We start from the raw sequence: 19,728 nt of genomic DNA on the forward strand, positions 1-19,728 counted from the left end.
TGCGAAAAAGGGGGGACAGCCGTGCCGCGTGATTTTCAACGTCCTGGCCGCTCGCCGGTCATCGCCGAAAACGGAATGGCGGCGACCTCGCATCCGCTAGCCACAATGACGGCAGTCCAGGTGTTGCGGGATGGCGGAAATGCCATCGACGCCGCCATCGCCGCGGCCGCCACACTCGCAGTCGTCGAGCCGCACATGACCGGAATTGGCGGCGATTGCTTCGCCCTTGTCGCAAAGCCAGACGGGTCGACGTTCGGACTTGACGGTGCCGGCAGGGCCGCGAGCGCTGCCCGCACAGAATGGTATGTGGAGCGCGGCTTTACCGAAATCCCATCCCATTCGCCGCATGCGGTCACTGTGCCCGGCGCGGTGAAGGCGTGGCATACGCTTCTCGCGGTCGGCGGAACGATGGAGCTTCCGCGCCTCTTCGCCGACGCCCTAAGGTACGCTGAGGAAGGCTACGCCGTGGCGCCGCGTGTGGCTCACGACTGGGCGAAGCAAACCGCGACCCTGCGTGCCGACGAGGGGGCAAGTCTGCATTTTCTCTATCAGGGCGAAGCCCCGCTGGCCGGCCAGCGTCACCGGCAGCCGGCGCTTGCCCGGACGCTGAGGGCGATCAGTCAGGACGGGGCCGACGCATTTTACACCGGACCGGTCGCCGAGGAGATCGCGCGGACGGTGCAGGCGAAGGGTGGATTTCTGTCGCAGGACGACCTCGCGGCCGTAACCACCGGCTTTGTCGACCCCCTGTCGATCGACTATGCGGGCCACGCGCTGATGGAATTGCCTCCGAGCGGTCAAGGCATTGTCGCGATGATCATGCTCAACATTCTCGAACAGATCGGCGTGCGCGAGCACGCTCCCGATAGCCCGGCCCGATACCACTGCGAAATGGAAGCCGCGCGTCTTGCCTACAGCGTGCGGGATATCCTGCTCGCCGAGCCCGAACATATGCCGGTTCCTGCCTCGACCCTGATTTCCAGCAAATACGCCGAAGGTCTCGCCGCGCAGTTCAGTGCCGGGCGGCGGAATGACCGGATCGCGATTCCTGCCATCCCGGACTCCGATACCGTCTATCTGACGGTCGTCGACCGCGACCGCATGGCGGTGTCGTTCATCAATTCGCTCTATGGGGCATTCGGTTCACAGATCGTCACGCCAGAAAGTGGCATCGCGCTGCAGAACCGCGGTGCGTGTTTCGTTACCGATCCCGCACACCCGAACGTCATCGCACCCTCAAAGCGTCCGCTTCACACCATCATCCCGGCAATGGTGGCAAGGAACGGGGAGGCCGCCATTTCCTTCGGAGTGATGGGTGGATCCTACCAGCCGGTCGGTCATGCCCATCTGCTCTCCAACATGCTGGATTACGGCATGGACCCGCAGGAGGCGATCGACCATCCGCGCATGTTCTGGGACGACGAAGGCGTCATACGAGGGGAGGCGGGTATTGAGCCGGCCGTGCTGGAAGGCATGTCCGCACTCGGCCATGAGACGGCGCCGGCGGAAGCGCCCTTCGGGGGCGGGCAGGCAATCGCGATCGACCGGGAGTCGGGATTTCTCGTTGGCGGGTCCGATCCCCGCAAGGACGGATGCGCGATGGGTTGGTGAGGGTTCGGCTACGCGGACATGGGCGTGTGAGCCGAGATCATTCCTCCATCGAATCGAGCTTGCGCTGCATCTCCGCGATCTGGTCGCGCATCGACTTCAGGTCTTCAGGCGAGGTGGCGCCCTTCTTGGGTTCGGCGGGGGCGTCGCCGGTCCCGTTTCCCCCGGCGAAGGGCGAGAACATCTGCATGGCGTTGCGGAACATCTCCATGTTGCGGCGCGTCTGTTCCTCGATCATTTGCTGGCTCGACGAAATCAGGTCGATCGGCGATTTGCCCACCATTGAGGTCATCTGTTCGCGCAGTCGCTCCTGTTCCTTCGAAAACAGCGCCATGGAGTGTTCGAGGTAACTCGGCAGCACCATCTGCATCTGGTCGCCGTAGAACGAGATAAGCTGCCTGAGAACGGAGATCGGGAGCATCGACTGGCCGGACTTGCCTTCCTGCTCAAAGATGATCTGGGTCAGCACCGCGTGGGTCAGATCCTGGCCGGACTTGGCGTCCTGGACAACGAAATCTTCTCCATCCTTCACCATCTTGGCGAGGTCCTCAAGGGTCACGTAAGTGCTTGTGCCCGTGTTGTAGAGCCGCCGGTTGGCATATTTCTTGATGACCGTGGGCTCATCGTTCTTCGCCATTTCGTGCTCCCTCCCGATGGGGGCTTTGAGGTGCGGCGTCTCAGCCGGTTGCGAAAATACTAGTAACAAAGCCGCTGCATATCAAAGCGTTTGTTGCAGTGCGGCGTCAACCACTGGCTGAATCGATGCCCATCCAGGTAACCGGGCAGTTTCCAAGCGGCGTAGGTATACGTCCCTGGGCGAACTGCACATGACGTACCGGTCGGATTTAAGGAGGGCGATCCCACCACCGGCCATTGTGTGTTGGCCTTCAACCTATAAGATGAAGGCAACCACCGGCATCCGCCGGGTTGCCAGATCGGATAAGCCAAGGAGGCCCCTCTCATGACTTCAGTCGTTATCGCCAGCGCCGCGCGTACCCCCGTCGGCTCTTTCAACGGGGCGTTTGCAAACGTGCCTGCCCACGAACTGGGCGCCGTGGCGATCAAGGGTGCGCTCGAACGCGCCGGCGTCGATGCGGCCGATGTCGACGAGGTGATCATGGGCCAGATCCTGACCGCCGGTCAGGGTCAGAACCCGGCACGGCAAGCGGCCATGGCGGCGGGATGCCCGCAGGAAACGACGGCTTGGAACCTCAACCAGCTTTGCGGCTCGGGACTCCGCGCGGTCGCCATCGGCATGCAGCAGATCGCAACGGGCGACGCCAGCATCATCGTCGCCGGCGGACAGGAGTCCATGTCGATGGCGCCCCACTGTGCGCATCTGCGCGGCGGCGTGAAGATGGGCGACCTGAAGATGATCGACACCATGCTCAAGGACGGCCTGATGGACGCTTTCAACGGCTATCATATGGGCAACACCGCTGAGAACGTCGCCCGGCAGTGGCAGTTGACCCGCGATCATCAGGACGATTTCGCCGTTGCATCGCAGAACAAGGCCGAGGCTGCGCAGAAGGCCGGCAAGTTCAAGGACGAGATCGTTCCCTTCACAGTCAAGGGCCGCAAGGGCGATACGGTCGTCGAGGAAGACGAATACATCAAGCACGGCGTGACCAAGGACAGCATCGCGAAACTTCGTCCCGCCTTCGACAAGGAAGGCTCGGTCACTGCGGCCAATGCCTCGGGCATCAATGATGGCGGCGCGGCGACCGTGTTGATGAGCGAGGAGGAGGCAAAAAAGCGCGGCATCAAGCCGATGGCCCGGATCGTTTCCTGGGCGACGGCTGGCGTTGATCCGGCAATCATGGGCACGGGTCCGATCCCAGCCTCGCGCAAGGCGCTCGAAAGGGCCGGCTGGAGCGTTGACGATCTCGATCTCGTGGAGGCCAACGAGGCCTTCGCGGCGCAGGCCTGCGCGGTCAACAAGGATCTCGGCTGGAACACGGACATCGTCAATGTGAATGGCGGCGCGATCGCCATCGGCCATCCGGTCGGCGCGTCGGGTGCACGCATTCTCAACACCCTGCTGTTCGAGATGCAGCGCAGGGACGCAAAGAAGGGACTCGCGACACTGTGCATCGGCGGCGGCATGGGGGTTGCCCTGTGCGTCGAGCGCTGACGGAAAATTCGCAATAAGAGGCGGGCCGGTTTTCCGGCCCGTTTCTCGAAGACTGCCCAGGGAAGAGAAACGAGGAGGAGCAATCATGGGACGAGTAGCACTCGTGACCGGGGGATCGCGCGGCATCGGCGCGGCGATCTCCAAGGCGCTGAAGGACGAAGGGTATTCGGTCGCCGCCACCTATGCCGGTAATGACGAGGCCGCCAAGGCATTCACCGAAGAGACGGGCATCAAGACCTACAAGTGGGACGTCTCTTCCTACGACGCCTGTAAAGAGGGGATCGGGAAGATCGAGGGTGATCTCGGCCCGATCGAGGTCCTCGTCAACAATGCCGGCATTACACGCGATGCGATGTTTCACAAGATGACGCCGCAGCAGTGGAATGAGGTCATCAACACCAATCTTACCGGCCTCTTCAATATGACGCATCCGGTCTGGAGCGGCATGCGCGACCGCAAATTCGGCCGCATTATCAACATTTCCTCGATCAACGGCCAGAAGGGACAGGCCGGCCAGTCGAACTATTCGGCGGCGAAGGCCGGCGACCTGGGCTTTACCCGGGCGCTGGCGCAGGAAGGCGCGCGCGCCGGCATCACCGTCAATGCGGTGTGCCCCGGTTACATCGGCACCGAAATGGTGCGGGCGATCGATGAGAAAGTGCTCAACGAGCGCATCATACCGCAGATTCCGGTCGGACGGCTGGGCGAACCCGAGGAAATCGCACGCTGTGTCGTGTTCCTTGCGTCCGACGATGCGGGGTTCGTCACCGGGTCGACGATCTCGGCCAATGGCGGCCAGTATTTCACCTGACCCGAGGATGGCCGGAGCAACGGCTCCGGTCGTCGGCAAGGGCTGAGTCAGGAGGCCACATGAGTTCCGAACAGCCAACCTCGCAGGAGCTTGCCGAAGACCGCACGGAATGGGCGGAAGATAGGACGATTTTGGCAAACGAGCGCACGTTTGCCGGATGGATGCGGACCGGCCTCGCGGCGGTTGGCGTCGGGCTGGGGTTCCAGGCCGTCTTCCGGGCCACAGAGCCGACATGGGTTGCCAAGCTCGGGGCGACCGTCTTCATCCTGATCGGCATCGCGATCTTTCTGACGGCCCGACGGCGGGCCTGCGCCGTGCTGGACCGGCTGAATTCCCATGCGGCCGAGCCCGCAAAGGACCGCACGTTCGGACTGATGGCCCTGGCTTTCTCGACTGGCTCGGTGCTTCTCGGTGCAGTGGTGTGGCTGTTCTTGTAGTCAGCCTTCCAGTTCCTCTCGCAGCATCTCTAGCTCCAGCCATTGCTCTTCCATGGCTGCGTGGGCGGCGCGCTTTTCCTCGAGCTTTGCGGCGGCCGCACTGAAGCCCTTGGGGTCTTCGGAAAAGAACCGCGAATCGGCGAGCTTCGTCTCGAGCGCGGCAATTTCGGCGGTGGCGACTTCGATTTCAGCAGGCAGCGTTTCCAACGCGTATTTCTGCTTGTAGGAGAGCTTGCCCTTCGCCACCCCGGAGGGTTTGCGCGCTAAGGTGTTCGCGTCCGGCTTCAAGGCCTTCACGCTCTTCGTCTTTGCCGGTGGAGCCGTCTCCGGGCGCTGCGCGGCCATGTCGGAATAACCGCCCGCATAGGCGATCCAGCGCCCTTCGCCGGGACGCCCGGCGTCCGGGGCGATCACTGCGTTGACGGTCCGGTCGAGAAAGTCGCGGTCGTGGCTGACAAGCAGCACGGTGCCGGGAAAGCCCGCGACCAGTTCCTGCAGCAGGTCGAGCGTCTCCATGTCGAGATCGTTTGTCGGCTCGTCCAGGATCAGCAGGTTGGCGGGGCGGGCGAGCGTCTTGGCCAGAAGCAGCCGCGCCTTCTCGCCGCCCGATAGTTCGCGCACGGGCGTACGGGCCTGCTCTGGCTTGAACAGAAAGTCCTTCATGTAGGAAGCGACATGCTTCTGCGCGCCGTTCACGACGAGCGAGCCACCACGGCCGTCGGTCAGGAAATGTTCCAGTGTCTCGTTCGGATCGAGCGCTTCCCGTTTCTGGTCGAGATGGGCGATGTCGAGATTGACACCAAGCCTGACCGATCCTTCGTCCGGGGCAATTTGTCCGGTCAGCAGGCCGATCAGTGTCGTCTTGCCGGCGCCGTTCGGACCGACGAACCCTACCCGGTCGCCGCGATGCACCCGCAGCGAGAAGCCACGCACCAGCGGTCTCTCGCCGAAGCTCTTGGCAATGCCGGTCGCCTCAATGACGAGCTTGCCGCTCTCGCGCGTGTCGGCGGCCATCAGCCTGGCCGCGCCGTTGGGTCTCTGGTGCTCGCGGAACTGAGTGCGCAGTTGTTGTAGTTCGCCGAGCCGGCGCATGTTGCGCTTTCGCCGTCCGCTGACCCCGTGGGTGATCCAGTGCTCCTCGCGCACGATCTTGCGGCCGAGCTTGTGGTGGTCGCGCTCTTCCTCCTCCAGGACGCGGTCGCGCCAATCCTCGAAGGCGGCAAAGCCGGAACCGCTCTCGCGCAGCGCCCCGCGGTCGAGCCACAAGGTGCGGCGCGAGAGGTTCTCCAGAAACCGCCTGTCGTGCGAGATCAGCACCAATGCGCTGCGGATGCGGGCAAGTTCATCTTCCAGCCACTCTATCGCCGGCAGGTCGAGGTGGTTGGTAGGCTCGTCGAGCAGCAGGATATCGGGCCGCGGAGCCAGAACTCGCGCAAGCGCCGCGCGGCGCATTTCTCCGCCGGAGAGTTTGTCGGGCGCGGCTTGCGGGTCGAGACCGAGTTCCCCGAGCAGAGCGTCGGCGCGAAAAGGCTCGTCCAGCGGGCCGAGATCGGCGCGCGCATAGTCGCCGACTGTTTCGAAGCCGGTCAGTTCGGGCGCTTGCGCCAGATAGCGAATGGTCGCGCCTTTCTCGGTGATGATCTCGCCGCCCGAAGGCTCGGTGATACCTGCGGCGATCTTTAGCAGGGTGGATTTGCCGGAGCCGTTGCGGCCGACAAGCGCGATCCGGTCTCCCGCATGAACGGAAAAAGAGACGTCGCGCAACAACGGATCGCCGCCGAAGGTCAGCGAGATGTTTTCGGCGCGCAGGAGTGGTGGGGCGATTGCCATGATGCCGTCGTTCGCGTGGTTATGCCGCGATGTGCGTCCCCAACCGCGAAAAAGCAAGACCGCAAAAAGCAGGACCGCGGGCTGCCGATGGCAACCCGCGGTCCTTCATGCAATGTTCCCGTATCTTACGGGCAAGCAGCCGTGTAGGTGCGGCCATCCGGGTAGCGGTACCGGCACTGGCCATCGGAGAGGCGTCCGACTAGATATCCGGCAGCGCCGCCAACCAGCGCTCCAGCCGCAATCTCGCCAGTGTTTCCGCCTGCAATTGCGGTTGCGCCGCCGCCAATCAAGGCACCAGCCGTGGTTGTTTTCTCCGTCGTCGTGCAACCGGCAGCGATCGTACCTGCCATTGCGAGGGCAGCAAATGTATGTGCTATTTTCATTGGGGTTCTCTCCTTTTCCCAACCTCACATTAAGCAGCGTCGAAACCGATAATGTGACAAGTATCACATCCCTTCGGGATGCTATTCAACCTGAGCGATGGCGATCCCACAACCACTTGCTAGCAAAATTTCCAGATCACTGCCAGCGATGTTGGACAGCGTGAGAGTGGAGCCGAAAGGAACATCGACCCGATCCAATGGCCATTTTGCGTTTTCGATGGTGAGACCTCCAACTTGTGTGAAACACAGAACCGAGAAAATGGTTCCCTCCTGCCAGTCGGGGCTTGTTTTTTTGCCGGGTAGCAGCGGAACCGCTTCCTCCGCGCCGCTGGTCATCACCACCCGGACCGCCTCGTTGCGGGCGATCGTCGCAGCAACGCTTAGATTGAAGAAAGCGTGATCGCTCCTGTCTCCACCGAGCGCGCCGACCAGCAGCAGATCCGTCGCGCCCTGATCGAGCGCGTGGCGGATGGCGATTTCGCCATCGGATCGCGGCTTGTCGGCCGGATAGGGTGCACGCGGCGCGTCAGGATACTTTTGCGCGAGGAGACCGTCGGTGGAGTCGAAATCTCCAAGCCACAACTCAGGGGATATTCCGAGAGCGGCGGCATGGCGGATGCCGCCGTCGGCGGCGAGCACCCTGCGGCCGCGAAGTTGGGCCATGACGCGCTCGGTGACGCGAAGCGCGCCATCGAGCAGGATGGCAAAATGTTTTTGGTCGACGGACATCGCGTACCGTTAGCCCGGCTTCCTCTTCCGGCCAAGCACCATCCACAGCCATCCTCCCCTCTTGAAGCGCTGTCGCGGTCGTTCTACAACGGCGCTGCTCTAACGGGGTGCTGCAGCCGCAGCTGAGAGGCCGAAAGCCAACCCGTCGAACCTGATCCGGTTTGCACCGGCGTAGGGATTAGACGCTTCCGCCGCGTTGCCGGCTTCATGCGCCTCGATCCCAACTCGAAAACAAGGAGGTGCATGATGCACAAGAAACTGTTCGCCCTGTCCGCATCGGTCCTGCTGTCGCTTTCTTTCCTGCCGGCGCAGGCGCAGGAAACACTCACGGTCTATACGTACGAGAGTTTCACTTCGGAATGGGGCCCCGGCCCGCAGGTGGAGGAGACCTTCGAGAAGGACTGCGGCTGCGACTTGGTCTTCGTGCCGGTCGCGGACGGCGTCGTGCTGTTGAACCGGCTGCGGCTGGAAGGCGGAAACACCGATGCGGACATCGTTCTCGGTCTCGACACCAATCTGACGGCCGAGGCGAAAGAGACCGGCTTCTTCGCCCCGCACGGCATCACAACCGAGGCGGTCGCCGTGCCGGGAGGATGGACCGACGAGACCTTCCTTCCCTACGACTACGGGTACTTCGCGTTCATCTACGATACCGAGGTGGTCGACACGCCGCCGTCGAGCATGGAGGCGCTTCTTGCCGGCGACGTCGGCTTGAAGATCGCGATCCAGGATCCCCGGACATCGACTCCGGGTCTCGGCCTTTTGCTGTGGATCAGGAAGATCTACGGCGACGACGCTCCCGAGGCCTACGCGAAACTCGCCGACCGGGTGCTCACCGTGACGCCCGGCTGGTCTGAAGCCTATGGCCTTTTCACCAGCGGCGAGGCGCCGATGGTTCTTTCCTATACGACGTCTCCGGCCTATCACATGATCGCGGAACAGACCGATCGCTATCAGGCGGCGGCATTCGAGGAGGGGCACTACATGCAGATCGAGGTGGCGGCCAAGACCACCAGGGGTGCGCAGAACCCGCTTGCCGACCGGTTCCTGCAATTCATGCTCAGCCCGTCCTTCCAGGACATCATCCCCCAGACCAACTGGATGTTCCCTGCGGCACCTACATCCGCACCGCTCGATCCGGTGTTCGACAGTCTCGTCGAGCCGGCGAGGGCTCTACTGTTCTCGCCGGATGAGGTCGCCGACAACCGCAAGACGTGGATCGACGAGTGGCTCTCCGCGATGACCCGCTGAATGCCCTGACGACCCGAGACGGGAGAGCGTCGGTTCTTCCGGGCGGCATCGCCGCCTGGATACCGGCGCTGTTTCTGGGCACCCTGGCCGCGGGCGCGTTTCTACCGCTCGCACTTTTTGCCGGCGGATCGGGCCCGGGCGAGCTGCTGCCCGATCCGGTGGTCTGGAGAAGCTTGCGGTTCACGCTGTATCAGGCTGTCCTTTCGACAGCGCTGTCTCTCGTTGCGGCGGTGCCGGTCGCAACCGCGCTCTATGAGTTTCAACGGTTTCCAGGACGATCCTTGGTTCTGCGTCTGTTTGCCCTGCCGCTCGCCCTGCCGCAGATCGTTGCCGTTCTCGCCATCACCGGCCTCTATGGCGAGAGGGGTGTGATCAGCCTCGCCGTGGAAAACGCCGGACTCGACTTCCCGCCGGTCTACGGCCTCACCGGCATTCTTATCGCACATGTCTTCTTCAACATGCCGCTCGCCGTACGGATCGTTCTTGGCGGTATGTCGTCGATGCCCGACGAGTATGACCGGCTGTCCCATCAGCTTGCGATGGGGCCGGCCTCGCGGTTCAGGCTGGTGTTGTGGCCCTTCATCCGGCCGGCGCTCTTCTCGGCGGGCTCGCTCATCTTCATGCTTTGCGTGACCTCCTTCACGGTGGTTCTGACGCTTGGCGGGGGCCCGCGCGCGACCACGCTGGAGGTTGCGATCTATCAGGCGCTCGCCTTCGATTTCGATCCCGGTCGCGCCGTACTGCTTGCCCTCCTGCAGGTTCTCGTTACAGCCGCTGCCTTCGCCGCGCTCACACGAGCCGGCGGCGAGATTTCATCCGGCATGACTCTCGGCACGCTGCGCAGTTATCCGGTCCGCAGCTCCGCCGCGCTGCGCACCGGCGCGGTCTTGCTGATCGCGACCGGTACGCTCTTCGTACTGCTGCCCTTCGTGATCATAATCTGGCGGGGACTGGCGGCGGAGATTGCCGATCTGCTCGGTCAGCAAAGCGTCCGCGACGCCATCGCCACCAGCCTGCTACTCGGCGCCGGCGCGGCGATGCTCGCGGTCGTGCTGGCCTATCTGCTCGCATCGAGCCTCGCCAGCGCAGCTGCGCGAAGACGTTTCTCCGGGACGCAGTCGGCGTCCGAGCGCCTTCTCGGTCAGACCGGAAGCCTCATTCTGGTGGTGCCTCCCGTTGTCATTGCGGCAGGGTGGTTCATCCTGATCCGTCAGGTCGCGAGCCCGTACGCCGCGGCGCACGCAATGGTCGTGACGGTCAACGCGGCGATGGCCGTCCCCTTCGCGCTTCGGTTGCTGCTGCCGGCGGCGATGACCGAGACGGAGCGCTATGGCCGGCTTTCGCGCCAACTCGGCCTTCGAGGCCTGGCGCGGCTCCGGATCGTGACATGGCCGCTCGCCCGGCGCGCGCTCCTGCTCGCATTCGCATTTTCAATGGCGCTTTCGCTGGGGGATCTCGGCGTCATCGCGATATTCGGGTCGCAGGATGTCCAGACGCTGCCCTACCTCATTCTGCAGCGGATGGGCAGCTACCGGACACAGGACGCGGCCGGGCTGGCGCTGATATTGTCGATAATCATTGCGGCGTTGATGATCGTCGCCGATCGCGGAAGCGCAAGCCAGACGGCGCGAAAAACATCGAGACGGACGGTGGGGGACAGGAAACCGACATGACCGGTTCTTCGCCACAAATTGTCTGCGACGGGCTGCGTTTCGGTTACGATCCGCGCAATCCGGACATGCATTTCGATTGCGTGTTTCCCGCGGGCAGGATCACGACGCTCATTGGCCCGAGCGGTTCCGGCAAGTCGACACTTCTCAATCTCGTCGCCGGCTTCGAGTCGCCCCTAGAGGGCCGGGTTCTGTTCGGGGAGACTGACATGACCGCAACCCCCGTATCCGACCGGCCCGTGTCGATGATCTTTCAGGAAAACAACCTGTTTGCTCATCTGAGCGTCTTCGACAATGTCGCGCTGGGGATTTCGTCGGGTCTGCGCCTGGCACCGTCGCAGAGAGCGACGGTCGAAGAGGCGCTGCAATCCGTGGAACTTGCGGGTTTTGGAGTGCGTCGCCCCGCCGAGCTCTCCGGGGGCGAACGCCAGCGGGTGGCGCTTGCGCGCGTGATCGTGCGCAGCAGGCCTGTTCTTCTCCTCGACGAGGCTTTTGCCTCGCTCGGCCCGGCGCTTCGCCGCGACATGCTCGAACTTCTCATCCGCATTCAGCGGCAACGCGCCATGACGACGGTCATGGTCACGCATTTCCCGTCGGACGCGCGTTTCGCCGCATCGCAGGCCGTGTTCGTGTCCGGTGGGCAGGTTCTGGCGACGGGTTCAGCCGAAACCCTGCTCGATCCGGAACGCACCGTTCCAGAAATCCGGGCATATCTCGGCGGGTCTGGCGGCGCGTGAGCCAAAGCCTGACGCGCTTTCGCCAAATTTGACTGTCAAGCGCGGCGGATACAAATTGCTGGAATCGATACTGGGTATTGCCCTCTCGGAATTTTTTTGTCCTGTAGCCCGTGCGATAATTATCTCAAGGGCTCGACGATGACTGGAAACCGGCGCATCCGATCGCCATTGCAAGCGGACTTGCACGACACTTGCATGACAGATGACATGACGCATTCTCTCCCGGTGGCGCGCACGGCCCGCCGGACCGGCGCGCGCCCGGTCTCGCGCATGTTGGCGATTGTCATTCTCCCGCTGCTTGCCGCGGCGTGCCAAAATTTCGGCGATCTCGAGGTCGACCCAACAGTCAGACCTTCCGACAGCCCCATCATCGCGCAGAATGTTCGATCTGGCAGGCTGGCGCGCGTCGGCGAGGCGCAACATCCGAAGATTCTCGCAACCTATGGCGGCGAATATTCGAACCCGAAGCTGGAACGCATGGTGGCCGGTATCGTCGGCAAGCTGGTCACCGTGTCGGACAATCCCAGCCAGGTTTACCAGATCACGATCCTCAATTCGCCGAACGTCAATGCGTTCGCGCTTCCCGGAGGATATCTCTACATCACACGCGGACTGCTGGCGCTCGCCAACGATTCCGCCGAGCTGGCCGCGGTGATCGCACACGAAATGGCGCATGTCACCGCCAATCACGGCGTTCTGCGCCAGCAGAAGGAAGCGGAAGTCGAACTTGCGAGCCGCGTTGTCTCCGACGTCCTGGCGGACAAGGACGCCGGACGGCGCGCGCTGGTGCGCGGGAAATTGCGGCTTGCGCAGTTTTCCCGCAATCAGGAGCTGCAGGCCGACGCGATTGGGATCGCGGCGATCGGCGAGGCGGGGTTCGATCCCTATGCCGCCGCCGGCTTTCAGAAGGCGATGGCGAACTACACCGCCTATCGGAACGCCTCGGGCGAAGGTAACGCGAGCCTCGACTTCCTTGCGACTCACCCCTCAACGCCGCAGCGCATCGAGTTGGCCGTGGGTCATGCGCGCAAGTTCGGCTCGCAGGGGCAGGGCGAACGCGGCCGCGAGACCTATCTGGATGGCGTCGAGGGAATGCTTTTCGGTGACTCGGCGCAGGAAGGTTACGTGCGCGGACAGGTCTATTCGCACGCCGGGCTCGGCATCACTTTTACCTTTCCCGATGGCTTCGACATCGACAACCGGACCGAGGCGGTTCTTGGAGCTCGTGGTGACGACAACGCCGCCATCCGCTTCGATGGTGTCGACGTTCCGCGCAATCAGCCGCTGACAGACTACATCGCCAGCGGCTGGGTGGAGGGGCTGCATCCGGAGACCATTCGGCCCGTTCAGGTGAACGGGCTGACGGGCGCCACCGCGCGGGCAACCGCCGATACCTGGGATTTCGACATCACCGTGTTGCGCGCCGGAGAGGCCGTCTACCGAATTCTCACAGCTATGCCGAACGGCTCCCGGGAACTCGATGCGGTGGCGCAAGGCGTGCGCTCCAGCTTCAGGATCCTGACGGCGGCCGAACGGGCTGCTTTGAAACCGCTGACCCTGCGCACCGTCAAGGCGGGCGAGGCTGACACCGCCGACAGTCTCGGGGCGAGGATGAGGGGAGTCACGCAACCGCTTCAGTCGTTTCGGGTGTTGAACGGCCTGGAGCCGGGAGAGCCGGTGATCGCGGGCCGCCGCTACAAGATCGTCGACGACTAGGACTGTTCTGCTTTCACCGCAGCCTTGTAGAGCGTTCCGGGATAGGCGTCCGGGTCGGGCGGCGTCGTTTCGCCCTCGCCCAGCGGTCTCTGCATGTAGACGCTGTCGAGCCAGCGTTCGAATTTGTAGCCTGACCCCTTGAGAACGCCGACCATCTCGAATCCGAGGCTCTCGTGGAGACGGATCGATGCCTTGTGGCCGGATCCGCCGATGACGGCGATCATCTGACGGAAGCCCAGAGCTTCACTCCGCGCGATCAGCGCCTCCAGCAGCACCCTTCCCACGCCCTGTCCCTGGAACCGATCGTCTATATAGACGGAATTCTCGACGGCCCACCGGTATGCCGGCCGCGGCCGGTATGCATTGGCGTAGGCATATCCCGCAACAGCCCCATCTTCCGTCTCGGCTACGAGGTAGGGGTATTCACGCGTCCTCATTGCGTCGAAACGCGAGCGCATCTCATCCTGATCCGGAGGCGCGAGTTCGAAGCTCGCGGTGCCGTGAAGGACGGCGTGCCGGTAAATCGCCGTAATTGCCGGCAGATCGGTATGCCGGGCGTCCCGCACCATTACCTTCGTCATCGACCGCTTCCCCTGAAAGTCCACTTTCGCAAGCCGTCATACAGCGCGCGTGCAAAAAGAAAAGGCGGCTCGAAGGCCGCCTTTTCGGATCGTCTCGCCGTGCCTGTTACTCGCGGTTGCCGAGGAAGTACAACAGGAACTGGAACATATTGATGAAGTCCAGATAAAGGGCCAGGGCGCCCATGATCGCCTTGCGGCTGGCAACGGCTCCGTCGTCGTTGACGTAGTACATTTCCTTGATCTTCTGCGTATCGTAGGCGGTCAGGCCGGCGAAGATCAGAACACCGATCGCCGAGACTGCGAACTGCAACGCGGACGACTGCAGGAACAGGTTGACCACCATCGCAAGAATCAGGCCGATCAGTCCCATGAACAGGAAGGATCCGATCGCCGTCAGGTCGCGCTTGGTCGTATAGCCGTAGAGCGAAAGGGCGCCGAACGCGGTGGCGGTGATGAAGAACGTCTGGACGATACTTGCCGACGTGTAGACCAGGAAAATCGACGACATCGACACGCCGATCAGCGCGGCAAAAGCGTAGAAGATTGCCTGTGCGGTCTGCGGCTTGATCCGCTCGATGCGGAAGCCCATAAAGAACACTAGTGCGAGCGGTGCCAGCATCACAACCCAGCGCAGCGGCGAGCCGTAAAGCGTCGCTCCGATATTGGTCAGCATCTTGCCATTTCCGAGCTGCGCGACGGCAGCGGACGGATCGCTGGTTGTGGCAAGCGCTACGGTTCCCAAGGCGGCCAGTGCGGTGATCACAAGACCGGCAGCCATCAGGTTGTAAACCTTGATCATGTAGGCGCGCAGGCCCTGATCGATGCTCGCATCGTAGGTGCGGGCACCGGCCGTGCGCACATGGGGGTTTCGAAGTTCGGTCATCGTTACCTCTATTTGCTCTCAAATCCCGTCGGGGTCCGGCGTCAGCTTTTTGCGTGACACCGCGGCGCCGCTGGCGGGACCCCAGCATGCCTGTGATCAATATGATGCGGCTCGGGCGCACAAACAAGAGCGGATTGCCCTGAATCGATGGACAAATCGGCGCGGAAGCGGCGATCGGCGGGCGCTGTCTTGGACTGGTTAACAAAGTCCTGCCGCTCGCAATGCAAAGTCCGGGTCCGCCCGCCCGTCCATTTCAGGGGGCGTCGCTACAGGTTCCGCAGCACCGGCGCAGCCTTCTGGCCGAGGATGCGCCAGGTGCCGGCCAGACCGAACCCGACCGTCAGAACCAGCGCCGTGACGAGCGTCCCGGCCGCGACGCCCGGCAGAACCTGCCATGGCAAGTTCATGACCTGTGTCACCACGAACCATGCCGCCGCGCCTCCGGCGAGCAGCGCAAACAGGGCCGTCGCCGCGCCGAGCATCAGATATTCGAGCGAAAACGCGCCCATTAGCATGTTGCGGGTGGCACCAAGCATCTTCAGCACGACGGCGTCATGGACGCGGGCACGATTGCCGGCCGCCAGTGCGCCGCCAAGCACCAGCACCGATGCGACAAGGGCGACTGCTGCCGCAGCGCGGATTGCTGTCGCCAATTGTCCGATCAGCCGGTTCACGAGCTCGATCGCATCCTTCACCCGAACGGTCGTGACGGCGGGAAACGCTTGCGTGACCTCGCGAAGAATTCCTGCTTCCTCGGTTGCGTCCGCTCCCGGCAGCGTCAGGGTCGCGAGCCAGGCATGCGGCGCGCCGGCGAAAGTGTTCGGCGAGAAAACCATGACGAAATTGATCGCCAGCGATTCCCACTGCACCTGCCGCAGACTGGCAATGCGCGCCGTGATGTTGCGCCCCAGCACGTTGATCGTGATCGTGTCGCCGATTGCCAGCCCCAGTTCCCGCGCTTCCTCGGCGGAAAACGATACCAGCGGATCACCGGCATAATCTTCCGGCCACCACGCACCCTCCACAAGGGTGGAATTCTCCGGAACCTCGGTTGCGTATGTAATACCCCGGTCGCCGCGCAGAACCCATGCCGCCTCTGGCGGCAGCTCGATCTGCGAGACATCTTGCCCGTTGACCTCCACAATACGTCCGCGGAGCATCGGAACGCGGTTCAGCGCGCCGTTCTCTCCCGCATTGCTGGTGATCAGTCTGGTAAATCCGTCGATTACTCCGTTCTGAATATCAACGAAAAAGAAGTTGGGCGCGCGCTCGGGCAGATTGCCCTCGATCTGACGCCGCAGGTTGCCGTCGATCAGCGCGATGCTGACGAGCAGGGTCAGCCCGAGGCCGAGCGACAGCACCACCGACGGAGTCAGCGCGCCCGGCCGGTGAATGTTGCCGATGGCCAGCCGCAGCGAGGTTGAGCGTACCCGAGGTGCCCTGCGCGCGATCATCTGTACACCGAATGAAACGGCCCGCAGAACGGCGAAAGAAAAAGCGACTCCTGCGAGAAATATGATGGCGATCTTCCGGTCGAAGGACGTCGCGACGGCAAGCCAGGCGAGCAGCCCGATCAGCACGATCGAAACCAGAAGATAGGTGATTCTCGGCCGGGTGTCGGTCTGCAGGCCGTCTTCCCGAAAAAGGGCCGTGGCCGGGATGTCGCGTGCGCGTCCGAGCGGCAGCATGGCAAAGGCCAGCGTCGTCACCAGCGCGAAGATGGTGGCGAGCCCGAGCGCTGCCGGGTAGAACCCTCGGTCGGCGGGCAGCGGAATGATGTCCGACAACGCCCAGACCGCGATCCACGGCGTGATGGAGGCCAGAACCAGCCCGATGGCGATGCCGACCAGCGCAATCGCCAGAATCTGCATGAGATAGACGGCCGTCACGAACCAGCCGGGCGCGCCGAGACACTTGAAGGTAGCGATGACGTTGCGTTTTGAATCGAGGAATGCGCGCACGGCGTTCGCCACGCCCACGCCGCCCGTCACGAGCGCTGTCAGACCGACCAGCGTCAGGAACTGGGCGAACCGTTCGATATTGGCGGAAAGAGCCGGCGCCGCGTTGCCGCGGTTGCGGATCGACCATCCCGCCGTCGGGAACTCCGCATTTGCCCGCTCCGCCATGGCACGCAGACCCTCCGGCGTCGTGTTGGCGGGGGCCCGGACCTTGTAGACATATTCGACCAGCGATCCCGGCTGAACCAGTCCCGATGCCCTCAGCCCCTCCATCGACAAGAGCGTCTTCGGCGCGAACGCGAATCCGTCCGATACAGCGTCGGGTTCGCGTTCGATGGTCGCGCGGATCTCGTAGGTTGCGTTGCCGAGGCGAACCCGGTCGCCCACCTTTAGATTCAGACGGTCGAGCAGGATCTGCTGCGTGGCAAGCCCGTACACACCCTCCCGCTCCCCGAACAATGCCGAACGATCAAGCGCGGGCTTCGTCACAAGCTCGCCATAGAGCGGATACGATCCGTCGACGGCCTTCAGTTCCACCAGCGACTGGTCCGACTGGTCTTCGAGCCGCGCCATCGAGCGCATGTCGGCGCTCACCGCCACATCGCCCAGACTGTCGAGAAACGCGCGTTCGCCGGCCGAGGCCGTCCGGTGCACCAGTTCGAACCGCAGATCGCCTCCCAGAATGACCTGACCTTCCTGGTTTATGCCTTCCGTGATCGACTGCGACACCGCGTTGACGGCACCGATCGCTGCCGTGCCGAGCGCGATGCAGGCAAGAAAGACGTAGAAACCGGTCAGCCCGCCCCGCAATTCCCGCGCCGCGAAACGGGTGGCGAGGAGGAACCCCTCCGCCCGGCCCATCGCCGTCATTCCGCCGCCTCGTCAGCTTGCAGCGCCTGTTCGGCAACCCGGCCGGAATCGACCGCAATGCGCCGGTCGCAACGCGCCGCAAGTGTGACATCATGGGTCACGAGGACGAAGGTCATGCCGCGCTCGCGCTGCTTGCCGAAGAGAAGCTCGGATATCTGAGCCCCGGTCTTGCCGTCCAGATTGCCCGTCGGTTCGTCGGCGATGAGTATTTTGGGATCGGGCGCCAGCGCCCGGGCGATCGCGACGCGCTGCTGTTCGCCACCGGAGAGCTGGCCCGGATAGTGTGTCAGGCGGTCCTCGAGCCCGACCGCCGCAAGTTCAGCCTCCGCCTTTTCGAAGGCGTTATCGGCACCCGCGAGTTCGAGCGGAACCGCGACGTTTTCCAGCGCCGTCATGTTCGGGATGAGATGAAAGGACTGGAACACGATACCTATATTGCGGCCGCGAAACGCCGCGACGTCGTCCTCGCGCATGGCATTCAATGTCGAACCGGCGACCAGGACCCTTCCGGAATCGGGTCTTTCCAGTCCGGAAAGCACCATCAGGAGCGTCGTCTTGCCCGATCCCGAAGGCCCGACCACGCCTACCGACTCCCCCGCCGCGATTCTCAGATCGACATTTTTGAGCACGTGAACCGCATTCGCGGCGCTGCCGAGCCTCAGATCGACAGCCGAGAGTGATATGAGCGCTTCTGTCACGGAAAATTGGTCCTATATGGAATTGTCGCACTCAAATGGTACCGGATGGATCGATGTTCAAAACTTTTCTACGTGTTTTTGCAATTGCCGGTTCGATCTGGATCGCGACGGGTGCCGTGGCAGCCGGTGAGACCGTGCGTGGCGTCGGGTTCGGCGACAGCCTCATGGCCGGTTACCAGCTTGCGCCCGGGGACGCCTTCCCTGCCAGGCTCGAGGCCGCCCTGCGCGCCGACGGCTATGCGGTATCCATTGCGAACGCCGGGGTGTCGGGCGACACGACCTCAGGGGGTTTGGCGCGGCTCGACTGGTCGATCCCCGAGGATACCGACTTCGTCATCCTCGAACTCGGTGCAAACGACGCCCTGCGCGGCATATCACCCGAAATCACCCGCCAGAACATCGAGAAGATGATCGTGCAGCTGAGGGCGCGCGGCATCGATGTGATCCTCGCCGGCATGCAGGCGCCCCCCAACATGGGGTCCGACTACGCCGCGGCGTTCAACCCGATCTATCCGGAAATGGCCGAAAAGTATGAACTGCCCTTTTATCCGTTCTTTCTCGACGGCGTCATCGGCGATGGCAGCAAGTTGCTCGATGACGGAATGCACCCCAACACCGACGGCGTTTCCGAGATGGCCGAGCGCATGGCGCCTGTGGTGAAAACCTATCTCGATCGGGAGCAGAGCGAGGGTTAACGCTGGCGAGCCATGGCCGCAAACCATGGGACAGGCTGGAATATTTGTCTTGCGCCGATGCGCCGACCATGATTCGATTCACTTGGAGGCAGAGTGATTTGCCTCTCACACAACCAGAGGGGAGAACGCCATGCCGCGTCTGTTTGCCGCCCTGGAATTACCGCACAATGCAGCGATGTCATTGTCCCTGTTGCGCGGAGGTCTGCCCGGCGCTCGCTGGATCGACACGGAGAACTATCATCTGACGCTGCGTTTCATCGGCGACGTCGAGCATCATGTTGCCGATGAGGTCGCCGACACCCTCTCGCGAATTCGCCGTCACGAGTTTCGCATGGGTCTTTCGGGTCTTGGCGCATTCGGCGGCAAGAAACCCCGCTCCCTTTTCGCGGTGCCGACCGCCTCGCCGGACCTGACGGAATTGCAGGCAGAGATCGAGCGCATCTGCCAGCGCCTGCGTCTGCCGCCCGATCCTCGCAAATTCACGCCGCACGTGACGATTGCAAGGCTGCGCAACACCCCTCCGCACGTGCTTGCGCCCTATTTGTCGAGCCGCGGCAATTTCCACGTGCCACTCTTCACGGTGAGCCGCTTCGTGCTGATGTCATCGCGCGAATCCGTCGGCGGGGGCCCCTACATCGCCGAGGAGACCTATTCTTTGTCGCAACCCGCCTCGGCGCGGCCTTCCGGCAGGCAGGTCGGTGGAACCGCCCAGTTCCCGCTGTAGTTCACGGGCATCC

At 63.1% G+C, this 19,728-nt stretch carries 18 protein-coding genes and 1 riboswitch; of the genes, 10 read left to right on the top strand and 8 right to left on the bottom strand.

Annotated elements, in window-relative coordinates; all coding sequences use genetic code 11:
* Positions 1-75: 75 nt before the first annotated feature.
* Positions 76-1,611: a gamma-glutamyltransferase family protein gene (locus LC298_RS09780; protein WP_131569288.1), complete on the top strand. Its 1,536-nt coding sequence runs from the start codon at positions 76-78 to the stop codon at positions 1,609-1,611.
* Between the two features lie 37 nt (positions 1,612-1,648).
* Here the strand turns inward: LC298_RS09780 and phaR are convergent, their stop codons facing one another.
* Positions 1,649-2,245 (bottom strand): polyhydroxyalkanoate synthesis repressor PhaR, encoded by a 597-nt coding sequence (gene phaR, locus LC298_RS09785; RefSeq protein WP_131569290.1) that lies wholly within the window; start codon positions 2,243-2,245, stop codon positions 1,649-1,651.
* A gap of 324 nt (positions 2,246-2,569) precedes the next feature.
* On the opposite strand from phaR, the gene LC298_RS09790 reads away from it, so the two are divergent.
* The 3 genes from LC298_RS09790 (at position 2,570) to LC298_RS09800 (ending at position 4,990) form a co-directional block, all read left to right on the top strand.
* Positions 2,570-3,742: an acetyl-CoA C-acetyltransferase gene (locus tag LC298_RS09790; protein WP_131569293.1), complete on the top strand. Its 1,173-nt coding sequence runs from the start codon at positions 2,570-2,572 to the stop codon at positions 3,740-3,742.
* Between the two features lie 85 nt (positions 3,743-3,827).
* Positions 3,828-4,553 carry a beta-ketoacyl-ACP reductase gene (gene phbB, locus LC298_RS09795; protein ID WP_131569295.1) on the top strand — a complete coding sequence of 242 codons (726 nt, stop codon included), beginning with the start codon at positions 3,828-3,830 and terminating at the stop codon, positions 4,551-4,553.
* 59 nt (positions 4,554-4,612) lie between these two features.
* The gene (locus LC298_RS09800; RefSeq protein WP_131569297.1) at positions 4,613-4,990 is read left to right on the top strand and encodes a YidH family protein; all 378 of its coding nucleotides are present in this window, start codon (positions 4,613-4,615) and stop codon (positions 4,988-4,990) included.
* Here the strand turns inward: LC298_RS09800 and LC298_RS09805 are convergent, their stop codons facing one another.
* The 3 genes from LC298_RS09805 to LC298_RS09815 form a co-directional block, all read right to left on the bottom strand.
* Positions 4,991-6,814 (bottom strand): ABC-F family ATP-binding cassette domain-containing protein, encoded by a 1,824-nt coding sequence (locus LC298_RS09805; protein ID WP_131569392.1) that lies wholly within the window; start codon positions 6,812-6,814, stop codon positions 4,991-4,993.
* 131 nt (positions 6,815-6,945) lie between these two features.
* Entirely contained in the window at positions 6,946-7,203 is a 258-nt protein-coding gene (locus LC298_RS09810) for a YMGG-like glycine zipper-containing protein (RefSeq protein ID WP_131569299.1), read from the bottom strand.
* A gap of 81 nt (positions 7,204-7,284) precedes the next feature.
* On the bottom strand, positions 7,285-7,932 hold the full coding sequence (locus LC298_RS09815; protein ID WP_131569301.1) for a thiamine diphosphokinase: 648 nt from the start codon (positions 7,930-7,932) through the stop codon (positions 7,285-7,287).
* A 93-nt stretch (positions 7,933-8,025) separates the two neighbouring features.
* Positions 8,026-8,127, top strand: a riboswitch (TPP riboswitch).
* 51 nt (positions 8,128-8,178) lie between these two features.
* On the opposite strand from LC298_RS09815, the gene thiB reads away from it, so the two are divergent.
* The 4 genes from thiB to LC298_RS09835 all read left to right on the top strand — a co-directional run bounded on the left by thiB (position 8,179) and on the right by LC298_RS09835 (position 13,306).
* Positions 8,179-9,183 carry a thiamine ABC transporter substrate binding subunit gene (thiB, locus tag LC298_RS09820; RefSeq protein WP_131569394.1) on the top strand — a complete coding sequence of 335 codons (1,005 nt, stop codon included), beginning with the start codon at positions 8,179-8,181 and terminating at the stop codon, positions 9,181-9,183.
* The gene (locus LC298_RS09825; RefSeq protein WP_223385621.1) at positions 9,159-10,856 is read left to right on the top strand and encodes a thiamine/thiamine pyrophosphate ABC transporter permease ThiP; all 1,698 of its coding nucleotides are present in this window, start codon (positions 9,159-9,161) and stop codon (positions 10,854-10,856) included. Before thiB ends, LC298_RS09825 begins: the two co-directional genes overlap by 25 nt.
* The gene (locus LC298_RS09830) at positions 10,853-11,590 is read left to right on the top strand and encodes a thiamine ABC transporter ATP-binding protein (protein ID WP_131569303.1); all 738 of its coding nucleotides are present in this window, start codon (positions 10,853-10,855) and stop codon (positions 11,588-11,590) included. Before LC298_RS09825 ends, LC298_RS09830 begins: the two co-directional genes overlap by 4 nt.
* A gap of 270 nt (positions 11,591-11,860) precedes the next feature.
* Positions 11,861-13,306: a M48 family metalloprotease gene (locus LC298_RS09835; protein ID WP_199223288.1), complete on the top strand. Its 1,446-nt coding sequence runs from the start codon at positions 11,861-11,863 to the stop codon at positions 13,304-13,306.
* Here LC298_RS09835 and LC298_RS09840 read toward each other — a convergent pair.
* The 4 genes from LC298_RS09840 to LC298_RS09855 all read right to left on the bottom strand — a co-directional run bounded on the left by LC298_RS09840 (position 13,303) and on the right by LC298_RS09855 (position 18,296).
* Positions 13,303-13,887: a GNAT family N-acetyltransferase gene (locus LC298_RS09840; RefSeq protein WP_131569307.1), complete on the bottom strand. Its 585-nt coding sequence runs from the start codon at positions 13,885-13,887 to the stop codon at positions 13,303-13,305. The two genes, LC298_RS09835 and LC298_RS09840, sit on opposite strands and share 4 nt — an antisense overlap.
* A 106-nt stretch (positions 13,888-13,993) precedes the next feature.
* Positions 13,994-14,770, bottom strand: a complete 777-nt coding sequence (locus LC298_RS09845) for a Bax inhibitor-1/YccA family protein (protein WP_131569309.1) — start codon at positions 14,768-14,770, stop codon at positions 13,994-13,996.
* A 266-nt stretch (positions 14,771-15,036) separates the two neighbouring features.
* Positions 15,037-17,589, bottom strand: a complete 2,553-nt coding sequence (locus LC298_RS09850; protein ID WP_131569398.1) for an ABC transporter permease — start codon at positions 17,587-17,589, stop codon at positions 15,037-15,039.
* A 5-nt stretch (positions 17,590-17,594) separates the two neighbouring features.
* Positions 17,595-18,296: an ABC transporter ATP-binding protein gene (locus LC298_RS09855; protein ID WP_131569311.1), complete on the bottom strand. Its 702-nt coding sequence runs from the start codon at positions 18,294-18,296 to the stop codon at positions 17,595-17,597.
* A gap of 53 nt (positions 18,297-18,349) precedes the next feature.
* On the opposite strand from LC298_RS09855, the gene LC298_RS09860 reads away from it, so the two are divergent.
* Complete coding sequence (locus LC298_RS09860; RefSeq protein ID WP_131569313.1) at positions 18,350-18,991, top strand: arylesterase; 642 nt, start codon at positions 18,350-18,352, stop codon at positions 18,989-18,991.
* A 130-nt stretch (positions 18,992-19,121) separates the two neighbouring features.
* A complete protein-coding gene (gene thpR, locus LC298_RS09865) occupies positions 19,122-19,715 on the top strand; it encodes an RNA 2',3'-cyclic phosphodiesterase (protein WP_131569315.1) in 594 nt (197 codons plus the stop codon).
* Positions 19,716-19,728 lie beyond the last annotated feature (13 nt).

The sequence above is a fragment of the Oricola cellulosilytica genome (assembly GCF_019966575.1).
GTDB lineage: Bacteria > Pseudomonadota > Alphaproteobacteria > Rhizobiales > Rhizobiaceae > Oricola > Oricola cellulosilytica.